16 protein-coding genes are annotated in these 19,792 nt (G+C 52.7%); 10 read left to right on the top strand and 6 right to left on the bottom strand.

Annotation, left to right across the window (positions count from 1 at the left end; genetic code table 11):
• Positions 1 to 9: 9 nt before the first annotated feature.
• Both zwf and DWB84_RS02850 read right to left on the bottom strand, forming a co-directional pair.
• A complete protein-coding gene (zwf, locus tag DWB84_RS02855; RefSeq protein ID WP_187408236.1) occupies positions 10 to 1,461 on the bottom strand; it encodes a glucose-6-phosphate dehydrogenase in 1,452 nt (483 codons plus the stop codon).
• A 5-nt stretch (positions 1,462 to 1,466) separates the two neighbouring features.
• Entirely contained in the window at positions 1,467 to 1,700 is a 234-nt protein-coding gene (locus tag DWB84_RS02850) for a hypothetical protein (protein ID WP_187408235.1), read from the bottom strand.
• Between the two features lie 324 nt (positions 1,701 to 2,024).
• Between DWB84_RS02850 and gap the strand changes: the two genes are divergently transcribed.
• The 3 genes from gap to DWB84_RS02835 all read left to right on the top strand — a co-directional run bounded on the left by gap (position 2,025) and on the right by DWB84_RS02835 (position 4,547).
• Complete coding sequence (gene gap / locus DWB84_RS02845; protein WP_187408234.1) at positions 2,025 to 3,035, top strand: type I glyceraldehyde-3-phosphate dehydrogenase; 1,011 nt, start codon at positions 2,025 to 2,027, stop codon at positions 3,033 to 3,035.
• 190 nt (positions 3,036 to 3,225) lie between these two features.
• Positions 3,226 to 4,053: a DUF3108 domain-containing protein gene (locus DWB84_RS02840; RefSeq protein ID WP_187408233.1), complete on the top strand. Its 828-nt coding sequence runs from the start codon at positions 3,226 to 3,228 to the stop codon at positions 4,051 to 4,053.
• A gap of 47 nt (positions 4,054 to 4,100) precedes the next feature.
• A complete protein-coding gene (locus DWB84_RS02835) occupies positions 4,101 to 4,547 on the top strand; it encodes an RDD family protein (protein WP_187408232.1) in 447 nt (148 codons plus the stop codon).
• Position 4,548: 1 nt separating this feature from the next.
• Here the strand turns inward: DWB84_RS02835 and lptG are convergent, their stop codons facing one another.
• Positions 4,549 to 5,610 carry an LPS export ABC transporter permease LptG gene (lptG, locus tag DWB84_RS02830; RefSeq protein ID WP_187408231.1) on the bottom strand — a complete coding sequence of 354 codons (1,062 nt, stop codon included), beginning with the start codon at positions 5,608 to 5,610 and terminating at the stop codon, positions 4,549 to 4,551.
• Between the two features lie 27 nt (positions 5,611 to 5,637).
• On the bottom strand, positions 5,638 to 6,810 hold the full coding sequence (gene lptF / locus DWB84_RS02825) for an LPS export ABC transporter permease LptF (RefSeq protein ID WP_222867992.1): 1,173 nt from the start codon (positions 6,808 to 6,810) through the stop codon (positions 5,638 to 5,640).
• Between the two features lie 125 nt (positions 6,811 to 6,935).
• Between lptF and DWB84_RS02820 the strand changes: the two genes are divergently transcribed.
• The 4 genes from DWB84_RS02820 to DWB84_RS02805 all read left to right on the top strand — a co-directional run bounded on the left by DWB84_RS02820 (position 6,936) and on the right by DWB84_RS02805 (position 10,942).
• Complete coding sequence (locus DWB84_RS02820) at positions 6,936 to 8,411, top strand: leucyl aminopeptidase (RefSeq protein WP_187408230.1); 1,476 nt, start codon at positions 6,936 to 6,938, stop codon at positions 8,409 to 8,411.
• A gap of 9 nt (positions 8,412 to 8,420) precedes the next feature.
• Positions 8,421 to 8,831, top strand: a complete 411-nt coding sequence (locus DWB84_RS02815; RefSeq protein ID WP_187408229.1) for a DNA polymerase III subunit chi — start codon at positions 8,421 to 8,423, stop codon at positions 8,829 to 8,831.
• A 177-nt stretch (positions 8,832 to 9,008) separates the two neighbouring features.
• A complete protein-coding gene (locus tag DWB84_RS02810; RefSeq protein WP_187408228.1) occupies positions 9,009 to 9,944 on the top strand; it encodes a hypothetical protein in 936 nt (311 codons plus the stop codon).
• A gap of 107 nt (positions 9,945 to 10,051) precedes the next feature.
• Positions 10,052 to 10,942: a TIGR00730 family Rossman fold protein gene (locus DWB84_RS02805; RefSeq protein WP_187408227.1), complete on the top strand. Its 891-nt coding sequence runs from the start codon at positions 10,052 to 10,054 to the stop codon at positions 10,940 to 10,942.
• Here DWB84_RS02805 and DWB84_RS02800 read toward each other — a convergent pair.
• Positions 10,939 to 12,339 (bottom strand): MBL fold metallo-hydrolase RNA specificity domain-containing protein, encoded by a 1,401-nt coding sequence (locus DWB84_RS02800; RefSeq protein WP_187408226.1) that lies wholly within the window; start codon positions 12,337 to 12,339, stop codon positions 10,939 to 10,941. The two genes, DWB84_RS02805 and DWB84_RS02800, sit on opposite strands and share 4 nt — an antisense overlap.
• A 310-nt stretch (positions 12,340 to 12,649) precedes the next feature.
• Here DWB84_RS02800 and DWB84_RS02795 point away from each other — a divergent pair, with 310 nt between their 5' ends.
• The 3 genes from DWB84_RS02795 (at position 12,650) to DWB84_RS02785 (ending at position 17,102) form a co-directional block, all read left to right on the top strand.
• Complete coding sequence (locus DWB84_RS02795; RefSeq protein ID WP_187408225.1) at positions 12,650 to 12,844, top strand: hypothetical protein; 195 nt, start codon at positions 12,650 to 12,652, stop codon at positions 12,842 to 12,844.
• A gap of 138 nt (positions 12,845 to 12,982) precedes the next feature.
• Entirely contained in the window at positions 12,983 to 15,838 is a 2,856-nt protein-coding gene (locus DWB84_RS02790; RefSeq protein ID WP_187408224.1) for a valine--tRNA ligase, read from the top strand.
• Positions 15,839 to 16,079: 241 nt separating this feature from the next.
• Positions 16,080 to 17,102, top strand: a complete 1,023-nt coding sequence (locus DWB84_RS02785) for an ImmA/IrrE family metallo-endopeptidase (protein WP_187408223.1) — start codon at positions 16,080 to 16,082, stop codon at positions 17,100 to 17,102.
• Positions 17,103 to 17,335: 233 nt separating this feature from the next.
• On the opposite strand, the gene DWB84_RS02780 is transcribed toward DWB84_RS02785, so the two are convergent.
• Positions 17,336 to 19,729: a TonB-dependent receptor gene (locus DWB84_RS02780; protein WP_187408222.1), complete on the bottom strand. Its 2,394-nt coding sequence runs from the start codon at positions 19,727 to 19,729 to the stop codon at positions 17,336 to 17,338.
• Between the last annotated feature and the right edge of the window lie 63 nt (positions 19,730 to 19,792).

The following is a 19,792-nucleotide window of genomic DNA, read 5'->3' as shown; positions in this document are numbered from 1 at the left end:
AGTCACCTCTTATTCCCCACGATTCCAACGGCGTCCGTCACGAGCCAACAGCTCAATGGCTTCAACCGGTCCAGTAGAGCCTGCATCATAACCAACAGGCTTTTTGTTCTTGCTCTTCCAGCCTTCAATAATGCGGTCAACCCAATCCCAAGCGGCGGATACTTCCTGCTCACTGACGAACAGTGTCTGATCGCTGCGAATCACGTCAAATAACACGCGCGTGTAGGCGTCGTGCTTTTTGCTTTTGGCATTGTCCGCGAAAGAAAGGTCCATACTGCGGTCTTCCAGCGGAACGCGAGCATCCAGGCCGGCTTTTTTGTTTTTCACCCGCATGTAAATACCTTCGTCCGGCTGCAGGTGGATAATGAGCTGGTTGGCGCAGTTTTGCGTCAATTGATCAGCAAAAAGGTTGGTGCGGTTTTGCTTGAACTGGATAACGATCTCCGAATGACGGCGATCCAGACGCTTACCGGTGCGGATATAAATCGGTGTACCAGACCAGCGCCAGTTGTTGATCTCAGCTTTGAGTGCAACAAAGGTTTCGGTAAAACTTTCGCGACCGCCCTCTTCCTCTTCCAAATAACCAGGTACCGGTTTTCCGCCGATGACACCTTTGCGGTATTGTCCGCGTACGGTGTTGGTCTCGATTTCTTTCTCGGTCAGAGGTTTCAGACTGCGCAGAATCTTGAGTTTTTCGGTGCGTACGGAATCGGCGTCCAGATTAATCGGCGGCTCCATACAAACCAGACACAAAACCTGTAACAGGTGGTTTTGGATCATATCGCGCATTGCGCCAGTTTGATCGTAGAAATCCCAGCGGTTGCCGCAGCCGACGGTTTCAGTCACAGAAATCTGGATGTGGTCGATGTGTTTTGAATTCCAGATAGGCTCAAAGATGTCATTGGCGAAACGCAGCGCCAGCAGGTTTTGCACAGACTCTTTACCCAGATAGTGGTCGATGCGATACAGCTGCTTTTCGCTGAAGACGCGGCGCAATTCATTGTTGATTGCGGTAAAGGATTCTTTGCTGTCGCCGAGCGGCTTTTCCACTACTAGACGAGTAGAGGGTTTAGCCAAACCGCACGCTTCCAACGCGGTGCAGATTTTGCCGAAGATGAGTGGCGGTACCGCCAAATAAACGATCAGATCGCGATCGTCGGAAAAATGCGTGTCTTTGATTCTTTTTAAATCAGCCGGATTAGTGGAGTCGCCTTGGACAAAGGTCAAACGCTTGCTGAACTCCAACCAGATCGCTTCGTCGTAAAGCGAGCCGGTATTGTCTTTCATCCACTCGTTTACCTTGGTTAAAAAAGCATCTTGAGTATTGTGTGAACGCGCCATTCCAAAAATGCGCGTGTTTTCGGGCATGCATCCGTTCAACGTAAGGTAGTACAAAGCCGGATACAGCTTGCGCAGCGCCAAATCGCCATCGCCACCCACAATCAAGATGTCGGTATTCATAGTGGTTAAACCTGCCTTTGTTTAAATAGATTGGTCAAACGCCCCACGACCTTTGCAATAAGGATCAAATATTGTGCGATGGTAGCCGCCGGGAATAATAGATTAGTCAGCCTTTGTCGAATCTGAAGGGCGGTGCTCGAGGTTACTCTTGCACAAGGTTTGCTCTGCATAAGAGTGGTTTGCCCGGACAGTCCCGCACCAAGGGGCATAACCACCGCAAAGGCGATCAGTGCGTCCATAGAAGATCCGCTGACCAGCGTTTAGCGCGCCGGAGACGCCCTCATAAGGATCGCCTCGCACCCAGGCAAACAGGCCGTATTGTAGAGGTTGGCCGGTTGCTTTTTCAACTGCGATTACGGATAATCCCGCAGCCTGAGACGGGCGGAAAGGGGGCTTTGTCGATATGGCGACCACGCAATCGATTATGCCCATCGCAGCGTTGTTCAAGGCTTTAATACTCGCCGGAATCGCTCGATAAAACCTCGCACTCACCTCTTTACCCGGGGCGGCTTCGCCAGCCAGTTCCATCATCTTGACCTAACAGACTCACGGGATTTCACCATATGGCACGTATAGCAATTAATGGTTTCGGACGTATCGGCCGCAATGTTTTGCGCGCTCTTTATGAGAGAAACCTGCAAAAAGATCTGGAAATCGTTGCGATCAACGATCTCGGCTCTCCTGCCATCAACGCCCATCTCCTGCAATTTGATACAGTTCACGGCCGTTTTTCTCAGGAAGTTACCAGCGACAATGAATCCATCACTGTCGGCGGCCACAAAATCAAAGTTATTGCCGAGCGCAATCCCGCTGCTCTGCCCTGGGGTGAATTGGGCGTAGATATCGTTTTCGAATGCACCGGTTTGTTTACAGCGCGTGACAAAGCTGCAGCTCACCTGGAAGCTGGCGCCAAACACGTTCTGATTTCTGCTCCTGGCACCGACGTGGACCTGACTGTTGTTTACGGTGTAAACCACGACAAAATCAAAGCGGAACACAAAGTTCTGTCCAACGCATCCTGCACCACCAACTGCTTGGCGCCGCTGGCCAAAGCTCTGCACGACGGCGTAGGCATAGTTTCTGGTTTGGCTAACACTGTTCACTCCTACACCAATGACCAGAACATCACTGACGCATACCACAAAGACATGTATCGCGCTCGCGCTGCGGCACACTCTTTGATCCCGACCAAAACTGGTGCTGCCTCAGCGATCGGCTTGGTGATTCCAGAACTGGCAGGCAAACTCGATGGTTTGGCTATTCGCGTTCCGACCATCAACGTTTCATTGCTGGACCTGACCTTCACCGCAGCTCGTAACACCACTGTTGCGGAAATCAACGAAATCGTGACCAGCGCTGCAAAAAGCCGTTTTGAGGGCGTGTTGCAAGTAAACACTCAGCCGCTGGTTTCTGTAGATTTCAACCACTGCTCCGCTTCCAGCGTGTTCGACGCTACACAAACTCGTGTAATCGGCGGCAACCTGGTGAAAGTTCTGTCTTGGTATGACAACGAGTGGGGCTTCTCCAACCGCATGCTGGACACTACTCTGGCTATTCTCAAAGCCAACGCTTAAGAGATACCTGAGCAAGAAAAGGGGCCAAAAGCCCCTTTTTTTATGCCCGTATCTTATTTTTTGTATCCATAACCTATTGTCGCAACTGAATTTGAGTTTCGTTCAGCAGAACTTAAGCCCGGATTCGTATTCTGATAAGGAAAGGGCCGTACCGGAACGAACGCGGCCCATTACCGTGCGGGAGAGTTTTATGTTGCATACCAAGTCCTGGTTATGGAAGCTGGCGATACTTTTATGGTCAACGTCGGTTGTTGCAGTCTATGCAAACATTGAGACCGGTTCCGCTCCTGTTACTTACAACGAACAGCTCGCCCGCAGCGTGTACAAAGGCACAATCTCCGGCTTCAAAATTGAGATGGTGCGGACGCTGACGCAAATCGATGAACATCGCTACGTACTTAAATCCGAGGCTAAGAATCTCTTCGCCTCGATTAAAGAGGTGAGCGAATTCCAGATCAAAGACAACTCTCTTTATCCTTCTCAATACACCTACGAGCGCAGACTATTCGGGCGCAGCACGACGGAAAAAATTTCGTTCGATTGGACCGCCATGAGAGCTTTTTACACCCGCAGTGATCGCCCACAAAATGACACTACTCATGCCATTAAAGCGGGCTTTTTAGATCCTGCCCTGTATCAACTTGCCCTGCAGGCAGATCTTGCAACGCAGGAAACGGACCTCGTTTACGAGTTCGTCAAACGCAAAAGGCTGGAACATTACAATTTCAAAGCGTTGGCTAACGAGTCTTTTTCCGTGCAAAAGCACAATTACGATTCTCTGGTCGTACTGCGGGAAAATGATGAAAAAGATAAGATCACGCGCCTGTGGGTTATCCCAGACCTGGACTATCAAGTGGGACAAATTCGTCACACGGATGACGGCGACACCTACGAAATTCGCTTGGCAGAATATCAGGGAAATTCGGCGAAGCTGAAGCAGCTGTACCAGATTATTTCGCGCGCCCCACTCGCCAGCGCGTCGCCGACAGAAGCAACTCCCGGTGTTGACGGCCAATAAAAAAGATTCGCACAATCGCGCCCTCCTGCAGACATTAAGGTTTCCTTGTGCCAATCAGCGCTCCTCTATGGCGTCGCCTCGCCGCCTTGTTATACGACGGTTTTATTTTGCTTGCTTTGAGCTTCTTTTATGGCGCTGTCATCACTCTGATAGGCGCGCTTGCCGGGTGGCATCAAGGTGAGTACCAGCCGATGTTTCACCACTGGATTGTTTTTGTAGGTTGGGTTTTAACGCTTATCGCGTTCTATTGCTGGTTTTGGCACAAGTCCGGACAGACAGTAGGTATGCGTGCTTGGCGGTTAAAACTGGTCAGCCAATTCGATAACAGCCAAACACCCAATTGGCAGCAATGTCTTGTGCGCAGCCTTGTCGCAATACCATCAGTGCTGTTAGGCGGCATAGGTTACTGGTGCAGTTTTTTCGATACGCAAAAACGCAGTCTGCACGACCGCATTTCGCGCACCCAAGTACTGCTGACAGAGAAAGAAAAGTAACTCAGATAGATCGTCTAAGCAGAACCCACCCAATCAACGCACAAAGCATGATGGGCAGCATAACGGCGACAAATGGGGAAAAGCCGAAAATCAGACTGCTTGGCCCAAGCAGATCCTGAGAGGTTCGAAATACGATACCCACAATAACACCGGTAAAAATCCGAAATCCCATGGTGACCTGACGCAGGGGGCCAAAAATAAAGCTGATTGCAATCATCACCAGACTGGCGGTCGCCAAGGGTTGCAGAGCTTTTTGCCAAAACGCTAGCCGGTACTCGCTCGCATCCTGCCCCTGCCGCTCCAAATAATTCGCATAAGAAAACAGACGCTTCATCGGCAGATCTTCCGCGCTCAATACCAAAACGTCCAACAACAGCGGCGACAATTCCGACTGCCATGAGCCGGTGGTGAAATATTCCGTGGTGACTTGCTCGTCGCCCAACGAGCTTTTCATGCCGTTGCGTTCAAACCAGTAATCGCCTTGGAAAATCGCCGATTCCACGTAAGTGCTGTTTAACAGGCGCCCTTCATCATCAAACTGCAAACGGGTGACGCCGAACAATTTGCCGTTGGGCAAGACGGCACTGAAGTGCATAAATTCATTGCCTTCACGATTCCACACCCCGCGTTGCCCTTGCAGAGCCGATTGGTGTCCCAGCGCAATTGCCTTACGGCTTTCGGCATACTGGTCCGTCATGGGTGTCACAAATTCACCGAGAAAAATACCCAGGCCAATAAACACCAAAATGGGTCTCATTACTGCCCAAATTATCTGCAGCACCGAAACACCTGCAGCGCGCATAACTGTCAGCTCGCTGGTGTTGGCGAGCAAACCCAAACCGATCAGACAACCCACCAAGGACGCCAAGGGGAGAAAGTCGTAAATACTCGAAGGAATCGAAAGCAAGCCGTAAATAATGACTTCGCTGAAAGTGTAGTTGCCTTCGACTTTGCCGCCTTGGTCGACCAATTCCGAAATAAAATCCAAAGCGACAATGACCAGCAGCACGACCGCAATAGAACCGGCCACGGAGCGGCCTATGTAGCTTCTGATTTTTTTCATTGAATGATTTTCTTTAGCAAAATAAATTCACGCCGGTGCCGCTTGGCTCGGACGCCGGTGGAAGCGCAGCCACGAAGGCATCAATAAAAGAGTGAGCGCGAGCAGCAAAAATACCGCGTGAACCCACCACAACAAATAAGGAATTGGAGCTTTACCCTCTTCCATCAAACCGCGCGCTGCATTACTCACAACTAAATAAATGATGTACAGCAGGATCGCGGGAATCATTTTCACGTAGCGCCCTTTACGTGGCTGGGTACGGCTTAACGGTACAGCCAGCAACGCAACCACCAATACCAGAACCGGTAAAGATAAACGCCATTGCAAAGCTGCGTTCGCCTCTCGCGTGTCTGATTTCCACAAGGTCATAGTGCTCAAACCGTCGGTCGCCTTTTTGGGTCGCGCTTCGAAATCCGGCTCAGGAACATATTGCGAATAACGGCTGAAGGTAATGACTTCATAGTCCGCATCGCCGGGTTGACCTCGATATTGCTGGCCGTTTTGCAGCACCAGATAACGTTTGCCGGTGACTTGATTGACCAGTGTCTCGCCAGTGGCTGCTGTTACCACCGACAGTTTGTCGCTGGTTTCCGCTGTTCCCGCGATAAAGACCTGCTGCAGTTGTTTTTTGTCGGCACTCACACTCTGCGCGTAGGTCACACCATCCCGGCTGCTCAACTTGTGAAAGCGCGCGGGTTTTAGGGTTTCGAATTCGGTGCGATTGCGCTGTTCGACGAATAAATCTTCGGCGGCTTTAACGCCGACCGGACTGACATAAAGACTCAGTATTGCCACTATGACCGCCACGAACGAGCCGGTGGCGAGCGTGTAACCCACCAAACGCCTTTCGCTCATGCCACAGGCCGACAGGACCGTCATCTCGCTGTCCACATAAAGGCGTCCGTAGGCGAGCAAAATTCCGATAAAAAATCCGAGCGGCAAAATAAGTTCGAGAAAAGATGGCAGGCGGTAACCCATCAGGGTCAGCAACACCTGGGCATCGAGCTTGCCTGCAGCTGCGTCCGCCAGGTAACGCACGAAGCGGCCGCTCATGATGATTAACAACAGCACGGCGCTCACGGCGAGCATGCTGGCGAGCACTTCTTTGGCGAGATAACGAAAAATAATCACATTGAATGACTTGTTTGTGACGAGCGGATCAAACCGCGGCCATGCTGGGCTGCGACGTGGACGCGGCATTATAGCTTGCCCCTTGGATAAGCCACACCCCGCAGCCGCATTGAAATAATCCGCCCCACAGGCCACTATATATCGGTTTATTTTCCTGTTTGTTTATCTTTTTTCACCTCACTGGGGCATCAGGTATGGAATTTTCGGTTAAATCCGGGCAGCTAGACACTCTGCGCACAGACTGTCTGATCGTACAAGTTTATGCAGACAAAACTTTGTCTGGCGCAGCCAAAGTGCTCGACAAGAAATACCAATTGATTTCCCGACTGATCGAATTGAACGAGTTGACCTTGAAAGCCGGTCAATGCGCATGGGCATTACCGCCGAGCGGTACAGCTTTCAAACGACTCCTGGTTGTCTGCCTGGGTTCCAAAAATAATGCCGTTACGTCACAAGATATTCGCACCAGCGTCCAGGCGGTGGCTAAAGCACTCAAAGGCAAGCAGATCAAAAATGCGGTTTGGTCAGTTGAGAATGCATCTTCGGTTGCCGACAACGTGTTCGCTACCTTGATTGCCGAAACGTTCGTAACCTCGCTCTATACCTATCAAGAAACCAAAACCCAAAATCTCTCCACCCCGGCTCTGACCAAATTAACTGTGCACAGTGACGCAAAGCTCAGCAGTGCATGGCGCAGCGGTTTGCAACAAGGGAAAGCCACTGGCGACGGTATCAATACCGCACGTCACCTCGGCAATCTGCCAGGCAATATCTGCACCCCCACTTACTTGGCCAAAAAAGCACAATCACTGGCCGGTGGAAAATTAACCGTCAATGTTTTGGATGAAAAACAAATCGCCAAATTGGGCATGGGTGCATTTTTGTCTGTTGCTGCAGGTTCCGATCAGCCCGCCAAATTTATCGTTATGCAATATCGCGGCGCTGCAGCTTCCGTTGAGCCAGTAGTTCTGGTGGGCAAAGGCATTACCTTCGACACTGGAGGCATCAGCATCAAACCTGGCCCAGCCATGGATGAAATGAAATTTGATATGTGCGGCGCAGCCAGTGTGCTCGGCGTCATGACCACTCTGAAACAATTGCAGCCGCGCATAAATGTGGTTGGTCTTATAGCCGCGACAGAAAATATGCCGAGCGGCAAAGCGACCAAACCGGGCGATGTGGTCACCTCCATGTCCGGCCAAACCATCGAAATTCTCAACACCGATGCCGAAGGCCGTTTGGTGCTGTGCGATGCCCTGACCTACGCCGAGCGCTTCAAGCCCAAAGCGGTCATCGATATCGCCACTCTGACAGGCGCGTGCGTGATTGCACTCGGTAACCATGCATCCGGTTTGTATGCCAACGATCAGGCTCTGGCAGATGAGCTTTTGGCAGCGGGTCAAGCGGCGCACGACCGCGCTTGGCAAATGCCTTTGTGGGACGACTACCAGAAAGCCCTGGACAGCAATTTTGCCGATATGGCAAACGTCGGTGGACGCGAAGGCGGTTCTATTACTGCGGCCTGTTTCCTGTCGCGCTACACCAAAAACTACAAGTGGGCGCATTTGGACATAGCCGGAACTGCGTGGCTGGGTGGCGGCGCTAAAGGTGCAACAGGTCGTCCGGTGGGATTGTTGCTGCAGTATCTGATCGGCGCCTACACCGGCTAATCGCCCCGCATGTTGCGCGTCGATTTTTACGTTCTGCAATCGCAATCTCATCACGAGCGTTTGCAGTTCGCCGCCCGTCTGGCGGAAAAAGCCTGGGCGCAACAATGCGACGTCGCCTTCCTGGTGGCAGATGAAGCGACGGCGCAAACACTGGACAGTTTGTTGTGGGAATTCAAACCCGAATCTTTTCTGCCCCACGGACGCGGGTCCAGCGGCGATCCACTGGTGATCGGCACGGATGCTGAGGCTCTACCGGCTCGGCAACTGTTGATCAATCTCGGGCACACAATGCCCGAGACGCAGGCTCAGCGACTCGCCGAGATTGTGATTCAAACCCCTGATGTATTGGACCAGACAAGACGGCGCTATAGTCGATACAAGGAGATGGGCCATAACATCAACACCCATAAACTCCCCTGATACCAATGGAAATGGCCCTGGTTTGTAGCAATACTTAGAAAAATGACTCGGCTTATAGCCGAATATAGGCAAACCTCGACATTGATTATTCATACGAAATCGAGGCTCACCTTTTTCAGGCGAGCTACTATAACCATAACAGACGACCGCTAATGGTCGCAGATCGAAGGCAGATTGATGAATCCGGATAAACCTTTGGCAGCGGAACAGGAAGACTTAACCCCGCCGGCAGACCTGGACCTAGACGCAATTCCCATCCTGGAAGAAGCGCTTGATCTCTCTGAGCTTCATGGACAGGAAGGGCCCCTCGCAGCTGCATATCAGGCTGCGGCGCTACCGCCAAGCGAAAAGGAGAGCAATATGAGCAGCGATTTCATGACACCAGATGGATCTGCCGCAGCAGAAGGTATTCCTGCCGAAAGAGAATTGAACGTGGATCTCGGCTACCTGGACACGACGGGTGAAGCCGAAGAGGACAATCTCGCCAGCTATGACGAAATCCAGACACTGCCGCTGGCGGAGATGATTTTGGAAGACGATCGCAACTCGCTGATCAGCCCGGAGCAGAAAAAGCATATCGAAACTCTCGAGGCCATAGTCTTCGCCAGCGAAAACCCCAATGCTCCTGCTCCCAAGCAGGGATCTATCCAGGCAGAAGCCCCAGCTCCCGAAGCTGCTGCCCCCGTCGAGCCGCCAGCGCCATCCGCTGCACCTGTTTCAACTCCTAACAGCGTTGCCCAGACACCTTTTACCCCACCTCCAGCACCAGCTGAAGGCAAGCCTCTGCCCAAAAAAAGCGAAAACCCGTTTTTGCCGCAGCATATTCTCGACCGGCTCAACCAGGGCAAACGCAATCTGGTGGAAGAAATCGCGCAATCCAGCGCTGCACTCGATGCCAGCACCGCGATTTTGCGCACTCACGCCCGCGCAGAGCGCCTCAATCGTTCAACCTATGGAAGCTCAGCCTACGGGGACAGTGGGCCGCAATATTCCTTTAGCCGCGACAAATCGGCCATGCAGAAGCAAAAGCTGGTGGATGATCTGGTGGACGAATACCTGCCGCTGATCGCTGCGGAACTGCGCCGCCGGTTGCGCAAAATGCTGGACGAATAGCAGCGGATGCTTGTGCTGTTTCCCTCGGCGATCTCTCCAACATCGCTATCAGCTTATCTTCAATTAACTTAATGCCCGTCGCGCATCGTTCGCGGCTTCCAATCCTTATGACCGATAATACCGATCCCAATAAACGCATCTTCCCGACCGCCGCCGATGACGCCAAAACCGCCCGATTGACACCGGCGGTTACTCCGCAAGTCGGCTCGTCTGCTTATCGTCTGGCATTCGATGATGACGAATTCATACTGCGCGATGAACTCCGCCCGGTCCGTTTGCTTTTGGAACTGAGCAAACCGGAAATAATTCTGACCGAGCACCAGATTCGCAACACGGTGGTGATTTTCGGCAGCGCCCGCACGCTCAGCCAGGAAGCGGCTGAAGGGGCCTGTTTGGCTGCACAAAACAGCTTGCAGCAAGACCCGGCAAACCCCGCACTCAAAGCCTTAGTGGAGCAGACCAAAAGGAATTTGCGCCAAGCGGAGAATTATGAAAAGGCGCGACGGCTAGCTCACCTGATCGCCGAGCATTGCGATAAAAGTGATGTCACGCCGATGCATGTGATCACTGGCGGAGGTCCCGGCATTATGGAGGCGGCTAATCGCGGCGCATACGAGGCTGGGGGTCGATCCGTAGGACTCAATATCGTCTTGCCGAGGGAACAGGAGCCGAATACCTATATCACCCCGGAATTGTGTTTCCGCTTCCACTACTTCGCCATGCGCAAAATGCATTTTCTGCTGCGCGCACGAGTGCTGGTGGCGTTCCCCGGTGGTTTTGGCACGCTGGATGAACTCTTTGAAGCCCTGACGTTGATCCAGACGGGCAAAATCAAACCCCTGCCGCTGCTGCTGTTTGATCGCGCCTATTGGGAAAGACTGATCAACTGGGAATTGATGGTAGAGGAAGGGATGATCAGTCCGGAGGATCTGACGCTGTTTCAATACGTCGACAGCGTCGAAGAAGCCTGGGAGATCATCCGTTCAGTTGAGATTTAAAACGCCCAGCTCTGCCCTTGCGCGGGCGCCTCTGCCTTGATTTGTTTTTCTTTCCACAAGCGCTCGGCCAGGGCGTCAAGCGCTTCCGGCTCGCCATGAACCAACGCGACACGCGGCTTTGAGGTGAAATGGCTGATCCACTGCACCAATTCCGTTTGCCCGGCGTGCGCGGAGAAGCCACCTAGGGTTTCGATGCGTGCGTTCACCACATAATCCTCACCAAACAGTTTGACCCGCTTGGCGCCATCCACCAGCACCCGGCCCAGAGTGCCTCTGGCCTGGAAGCCGACGAAAATCAAGGTGTTGTGCTTATCCCAGATGCGTTGTTTCAGGTGGTGGCGAATACGCCCGCCGTTACACATGCCGCTGCCGGCGATAATGATCGCGCCGCGTTTGATTTTGTTGATCGCCATGGACTCTTCCACGGTCGCGGACAAATGCAGACGGGGAATAAATTGGCGCAGCGAGTTTTTGTCACTGTCGTGCAGAGGTTTGATGTCCTTGCTATCCAACTCGCTCAGCCATCGGTCATACAGGCGCGTCACAGCGATGGCCATGGGGCTGTCGAGAATGACCTGCCAGTCATCCAGCTTGCCCTGGTGAGCCAATAAACCTATGTAGAACATCAACTCCTGTGAGCGTCCCACCGCAAATGCTGGGATAACCACGTTGCCGCCGCGCCGCCACGCATCGCGCAAAATTTCCTCAAGTTGCGTGACGGTTTCTTCTATAGAGCGGTGATCCCGATTGCCGTAGGTACCTTCCATCAGCACCACATCCGCTTGGGCCAATAGATCCGGATCATTCATCAATACAGCATTGCGTTTGCCCAAATCGCCGGAAAAGACCAGCGTTTTCTTCTGGCCCTGTTCTTCAAACCGGATTTCGGTAATGGCGGAACCGAGGATATGGCCGGCGTCGTGAAAGGTCACCTCAGCCGTTCCCAAAGAAAATGTGGTTCGATAGGGCTGCGGATCACAGGCGCGCATAACGCCTTCAACGTCAGCGATGGTGTACTCGGGCGGAAGTGGGGCTAAGCCCCGGCGCTGGCGACGGATATTCTCCCGCTCAAGATCACGCTCATACAGGCCGTGCGCATCTCGCAGCATAATGTCCAACAAATCCCGGGTGGACGGCGTGCAATAAATAGCGCCGCGGAATCCGTCTTGGAAAAGCTTAGGCAATAGGCCTGAATGGTCCATATGGGCATGGGACAGGATGACAGCGTTAATCTCAGCTGGATTAAACCCATACCATTCCTGCGGCAGGCGCTCCACCACATCGCCTCCTTGATGCATACCGCAATCCAGCAGAATCCGGCCTAAGGCAGGCGAATGCAAAAGATGACAAGACCCCGTAACTTCCTGAGCAGCCCCTAAAAATTGGATTGTTGCCATAGCGAACCTTGTTCTCGCTGATAAAGCTGCCAAGGCTACAACAAAGCCCCGGTTTTTGCCTCTCCATACAAAAGCACCTCTGCTGTGAAAATGTCACCGAACAGGCGCTCATTTCTTACTGCGGCGGGAAAACCATTCCCTCAAACTGCGGTTTGGCACGCGTGGGCAATGAAAATGGCTTAGCCGGCACTTGGTTTGGATGGTAGGCCTCGGAAACATTCGACCCATCCTGGGCGGAGCCAATTGAAAACACCTTTTACGATGTCTTTAACAACGCTGCTTTGGTTGGCACTGATGTCGAACAGACGGAATGTCGTACCGTTTCAGCATCCACCATCAGGGCGCCGATGCACAGCACGCGTTTATTCAGGCATTTCCGCAAAGCCATCTGGTGTCCAAACAAGCCTTTGGCACCATCGCCTATTACAGCGAGACAACCAGCGAAGGCGGTATAACAGCGGTTTATTTTCTTACCCGCAATGAAATAAGCGGGTTATCCCAGTAACCCGCATTCTGGCGGGCCATCCTGTGCCATGTATAATGCGTCCCTTTCTCCCTCCGCAATTGCGGAGGTACCCATCTTCTTGATCCCCGAACGCACTGTTACGGCTCTAGTTAATTAATTGCTACAGGCTCCGATTCAATGGAAAAAACCTACCAACCCGCCTCCATCGAACAACATTGGTACAAAACCTGGGAAGAGAACGGCTACTTCGCGCCCAAAGGCGAAGGCTCTCCCTATTGCATCATGATCCCGCCACCGAACGTCACCGGCAGCCTGCACATGGGCCATGGGTTCAACAATGCCGTGATGGACGCCATGATTCGCTACCACCGCATGAAGGGGTGCGACACCTTGTGGCAGATGGGTACCGACCACGCGGGCATCGCCACCCAAATGGTGGTGGAGCGGCAGTTGGCAGCCAAGGGCATCACCCGCCACGACCTGGGCCGGGAAGAATTTCTGAAAAAGGTTTGGGAATGGAAAGCAGAATCCGGCGGCAATATCAGCCGTCAGTTGCGCCGTTTGGGTTCTTCGCTCGATTGGAGCCGCGAGCGTTTCACCATGGACGAAGGTCTGTCCAAAGCGGTTCTCGAAGCTTTTGTCCGCCTGTATGACGACGGCCTGATCTACCGCGGCAAGCGGCTGGTGAACTGGGACCCCAAACTGCACACCGCCATCTCCGACCTGGAAGTGGAGAACCGCGATGAAAAAGGTTCTCTCTGGCATATGCGCTATCCGCTGGCGGACTGCGCCAAAACCGCTGAAGGTTTGGACTATTTGGTTGTCGCCACCACCCGCCCCGAAACCATGCTGGGCGACTCCGCTGTGGCGGTTCACCCCGAGGACGAGCGCTATAAATCCCTGATCGGCAAATTTGTCGAACTCCCCCTGGTCGGCCGCCGCATTCCGGTGATTGCCGACGATTACGTCGACATGGAATTCGGTACCGGCTGCGTGAAAATCACACCGGCCCACGACTTCAACGACTACGAAGTCGGCAAGCGCCACAACCTGCCGCTGATCAACGTGCTGGACAAAAACGCCGCCGTTCTGGCCCATGCGCAGGTTTTCAACTTCGACGGTTCCGTTAATTCCAATGAGGACACCACCCTGCCCGCCGCCTACGCCGGGCTGGACCGTTATGAAGCGCGCAAACAAATCGTTGCCGATCTGGAAGCTGCAGGCTTGATGGACAAAATCGCCGATCACGCGCTGAAAGTGCCGCGCGGTGACCGCAGCGGTGTGGTCATCGAACCCTGGCTGACCGATCAGTGGTACGTCAGCACTAAACCCCTCGCCGAACCCGCCATTGCAGCGGTTGAAGACGGTCGTATCCAGTTTGTGCCCAAGCAGTACGAAAACATGTACTTCGCCTGGATGCGCGACATTCAGGACTGGTGTATCTCCCGTCAGCTTTGGTGGGGACATCGCATTCCCGCTTGGTATGACGCCGCAGGCAAAGTCTATGTCGGTCGCAATGAAGCCGAAGTGCGCAGCAAATACGGCATAGCGGCGGATGTAGTTCTGACGCAAGACGAAGACGTTCTGGATACCTGGTTCAGCTCCGGGCTGTGGACCTTCTCCACTCTCGGCTGGCCGGAACAAACGGAATATCTGAAAAAATTCCATCCGACCGACCTGCTGGTCACCGGCTTCGACATCATCTTCTTCTGGGTTGCCCGCATGATCATGATGACCATGCACTTGGTGAAAGATGAAAACGGCAACAGCCAAATCCCCTTCAAGACCGTCTACGTCCACGGTCTGGTGCGCGACAGCCAAGGGCAGAAGATGAGTAAGTCCAAGGGCAACGTGCTCGACCCGCTGGACATCGTCGACGGTATCGACCTGGAAACCCTGGTGCAAAAACGTACCACCGGCCTGATGAATCCCAAAGACGCGCCCAAAATCGAAAAGGCCACCCGCAAGGAATTCCCGGACGGCATAGCCGCCTACGGTACCGATGCACTGCGCTACACCTTCTACTCCCTCGCCACTACCGGGCGGGATATCAATTTCGATATGGGCCGGGTTGAGGGCTATCGCAACTTCTGCAACAAGCTGTGGAACGCGTCGAATTACGTTCTGAGCAACTGCGAAAATCACGACTGCGGTGCCGACGGCAACAGCGACTACGAACTGAGCTTGGCCGATCGCTGGATCATCAGCCGCTTGCAGGAAACCGAAAAAGCCGTGGAAGAAGGCTTCGCGACTTACCGTCTGGATCTGGTCAGCCAGCTGATTTATGACTTTATCTGGAAAGATTACTGCGACTGGTACATAGAGCTGTCCAAACCCGTCCTGTGGGACGAAAACGCCAGCGCTGCCCTGCAACGCGGTACCCGCCGCACTCTGGTACGAGTGCTGGAAACCATCCTGCGCCTGACCCATCCGCTGATGCCGTTTATCACGGAAGAAATCTGGCAACGCGTAAAACCTTTGGCAGGTGCTCAAGGCCCCAGCTTGATGCTGCAGTCCTACCCAACCGCCGATGCATCCAAGCTGGACGCCGCCGCAATCAAGGACATCGAATGGCTGAAGGGCGTAATCGTCGCGGTGCGCAATATTCGCGGTGAGATGAATATCGGACCGGCGAAAAAACTGCCTTTGTATCTGGCAGACGGCAGCGAAGACGACAAACGCGTTCTGGAAGAAAACCGCCAGTTCCTGTCCAAACTTGCAGGCTTGGAATCCATCACCTGGCTTAACCCCGGCGACGCAGCACCTCTGAGTGCAACTGCGCTGGTGGGCAAACTGCAAGTCATGGTCCCAATGGCCGGCCTGATCGACAAATCCGCCGAACTTGCCCGCCTCGCCAAAGAGCAGGACAAACTGCAAAAAGAAATCGAGCGCGTACAAGCCAAACTCGACAACCCCGCCTTTGCCGATAAAGCGCCGATAGATGTTGTGCAGAAAGAACGCGACAAATTGGCGGACGCGAAGGAAAAACTCAGTAAATTGGAAGAACAGGCAGAGAAGATTGCGGCGCTTTGAGCGCCGCAATCTGCCCATTCACCCACCTCATACCATGCGCTCACCTCATTGGTGTCTCCCATACCAACGAGGATTTCCCTCCTCAAGCCTAAAGATCCATGACAGCGTACATGGCGCTTATCCGTACCTGCGCCAAGAAATCCAAATCGATTAAGAATTGACCAATCACTAATAAATGTTACGATTGGGGGATGCTCAAATATTGAACGGTTCAGAGCCTTAATCGGCATGGAGGTATTGAATGAGCTCATACACAGATGACCAACTCTCTGCTGCCCGACTGGCTTTGTGTAACCCGTATGCATTTATGGAAGAACTAGAGGGAGCGCGCGCACCAACCCTCAATAAGCCAACAGCCTCACCTATACAATCCAGACTAGCCACTCCAGAACAAGTCCACGCGAGCCGTGAGCGGCTACAAAACCAGTATGCGCACTTAAATGGCGATGGAAATTTTGAAGGAGCTTCGAGAGTTTCTTCCAATGACCGAGCGGTATTAATGACGCCAGATGAGAGCTTCAATAAGCTTAGTGCGACTAAGAATGCCCCGGAACGTACATCAATAAAGGCACCCCGAAAGTACACCGATCAACAAATTCAAACTATTGCTCGGCAAATTCAAATCGACATATGGAATCATAAAAATGAGCTTTGGGATGGCAGTCCACCGGAAGACCCGATTGAATTATTGAGCCCTGCGCACGCTATGTTAATAAAAGGTTTTTCATTGGAGTTTGTGTCAGGATTTGGACCTTTAATCAGAGACAACGATATTGCGGAGATCGCTGGATATTTGGATAACGATAAAAAAACAGTTTACGTTTCTGAACAATTCACTGCACAGCAGCAACTTTTTACGGCAGCGCATGAACTCGGCCATATCTTTCTGCATGGCGACTCAATAGGCCGTATGCATCGAGATCGACCCGCTGATGGGTCTAAGCTCTCTCGAGATCATATTGAATGGGCCGCAGATAAGTTTGCCGCGTATTTTCTAATGCCGGAAAACTTAGTGAAAAAAGTCTTCAAACAGAAATTCCGAACAGAGCACTTAAATATTAACGAAGACGTAGCATTTGGCTTGGGCTTCTCAAATATTGATGAGTTGCGAAAGAAAATCCAAAACAAAAAACAATTAGCGCAATTGGTAGCAGGAGCGACGCATTACCATTCCAATCATTTTAAATCGTTGGCCGTACAATTTAGAGTTTCGGTAGGAGCCATGGCGATTCGCTTGGAAGAACTCGGACTCATTAGATATTAAGATTTTGTATTTTCAGCAGAATACTGAATCTTTATTTCGCGAGATCACAAAGAGAACCCGAGCGAACAAAGACGTTAAGCCGAAGATCCGCACGTTCAAAAGAGGTCTAGCAACTGTATCCGGGACCCTCACCGCCAAGGACGGCGGTGAGGGAGCTTACATGGACGTACTCGTAGCGATCCCGGATATAGTTGGTGGGCCTCTGACTCGAAGCCACCTTAGAATAAAGACCACTACCACTCAAACCGCAATCCCACCAGTGGAAAAGCCTCGCCCTCCTCTACTTCATTCTTACCCGAGCGCTCATTAAATTCCGCGCTGCTGGGATTTTCAGCCTCTAGGAGGTTGATGACGTCGATAAAGGCAATCAAATCGACGCGGCCGATGCTGCGGCGGTAGTCCGCGCGAAAATTCAGGGAGCTGTAGCTGCTGTAACGTCCGGTATTTTTCGCGACGGTTTCCCGTGAATAACGCAGTGGCTCTCCATCGCCCAAAACATTTTCATAAATCACATAGTCATCTCGGGGTTTGCCGGATGCCCATTTCCAGCGCGCGGATAATTTCCAGCGCTGATTGATTTCCCAAACGCCGCCGATGCTCACAGCGTGAGGCCGGTTGTATTCGGCGAATTCATAAGGTTCGCCGACGCGATCGCGGGTTCGGGCGTGGTTGTAGGAATATTTGAAATCGGCGGACCAGCCATTGTTGAACTGCCGCGTGAGCGCGGTATCTACGCCATAAGATCTGCCATCGCCGCTGTTGCTATAGGTTTGATTAACCCGATCACCTTCCGTCACCAGATTGCTGAGCTCCTGATAATAGGGTTCGACGAAAAGATTCAAGGTGTCGTTGATGCGATAGACGAAGCCAATGCCGAACTGGTCCACCACCTCATTTTCCAAGCCATTATTTGTGTCATCCGCTGCGCGATCTTCTATGCGCGGCGCCTGGTAATAGCGACCGAGGGTGGCGGTAATGCGCAGATTATTGGTTGCCAACCAAGTGGCACCGATTCTGGGAGACCACAAATTTTCCTGCGAAAAATTATCGCGGTCATAACGGACGCCGGTGCGAAAACTCCAATCACTGACGGAAAATTCCTGATCCATATAAAGCGTGTAATTCACTTCAGATTGTTTATAAAAACTATTCAGTGATTCAGGCGTAAGTTCTATATAGCGCTGTTCGGGATCGGGGCGGAAGTCGTCGCTATCGTAGGTGTAGATAATCCAGTTTTCCGAAAGATCGCTCTGGTAATGCAAATCCAATTGCGTAATTCGCCAGCCTGTAGACAGGCGACCGAGCGCATTGTCGGTGAAAAAATCCAGTTGCCAGCCAGCCTCCTGCTCCTCCGCGCGGATATTGAGCAGATTTTCCCGCGCGGGAATTTGGTCAGCAGGAGTATCCAAAGGAACCTGATCCGGATAAGCCTCCCCGAGGCGAGTTCGCGCATCGAAATTGCGAAAATAAATTTGGTTAACCAATTCAGAATTTCGACCTATAAGACGCGACCAAGTGAGTCCCAGGAGCGAGTTGTCCGACTTATTGCGCGAGAGTTCCACGTCGGTGAAATTGCCCGGTTCGTCTTCATCGGACGCGAGTACATTGTCCATATCGCGAGTGTCCTCCTCGGGGGCGTAAATGGCGAGAAACTGGACCTTGTCCTGTGACGACACTTGCGTCGATGTTTTGAGGATCACGTCGGTCAATTTAGGAGTGCCTTCATCTTCGAGCCCTATGGCCTCAAACAACGGACCAAAGTTGTAGGTACGCGCTGACAGCAACAAGGACGTATCGTCATGGAAGCGACTCGGCCCGTCATAACCCAGTTCTATACCAGCCAAATCCAACCGCGCGGAATAGGACGCGCTGTCCGGATTGCCTTCAGCCACCTCCAACTTGAGCAGCGAGCCCGCCTTGCCGCCGTATGCCGAACTCCAGCCGCCGGGTTGGAATTCCGCCGAGCCGATGACATTGGGGGCAAATACGGAATAGCGGCCACCGCCCTCGACTTCCTCCTCATTGCCAAAGGTCTCGGCGAAGTGCACGAGCTTCTCGAAAGGAATCCCATCGACCAAGACCAGATTGTCCCGCGGCCCCGCGCCACGCACGGTAAAGCTTGTGAACTCCCCATCGGAAAACACCCCAGGCAGACCGTCCAACGCCCGCAGTACATCGCCACCGCTTCCAGCCGCACTGCGCAGTTGCTCCCGATCCACCAAACTCGTGCCCACCGAACTCAGCAAATCTGCGCCTATGGCCGTGCCCAGAACCACCACCTCTTCGACGTTCTGCCGCTGGACGAATAGGTCCACCCGCAAACTGGTGGTTTTGCCGTCCACCACCCGCACACTTGGCAAGCGCGCCGTTTGATAGCCGGGGCGGCTGATCAGAATTTCATAGAGGCCGGGAATTAAACCTTCCGAATGGGCTTGGCCGTTATCTGCCGCGTTAAGGTTTTGCGTTGCGCCTTGGCGCGGAATCACAGTCACCTTTGCACCTGACACAGGCCGTTGGGTTTGCGCATCCACAATCTGAAGACGAACTTTGCCATCGTCCGCATAGGCGTATGGCAATACAACCATCACCAATAACATCAACCCGACTTGCCAAACGAATCTGCGCATATCCCTGGCCCCTGAGATGAAAGGAAGCCCACTATAAGCCGCTAAATTTCAGGTAACTTCCGT

Origin of the sequence: Saccharophagus sp. K07 (assembly GCF_014336955.1) — a bacterium.
GTDB lineage: Bacteria > Pseudomonadota > Gammaproteobacteria > Pseudomonadales > Cellvibrionaceae > UBA5868.
Note: the sequence above shows the minus strand (reverse complement) of the source record. Positions and strands in the feature narration are given on the sequence as shown.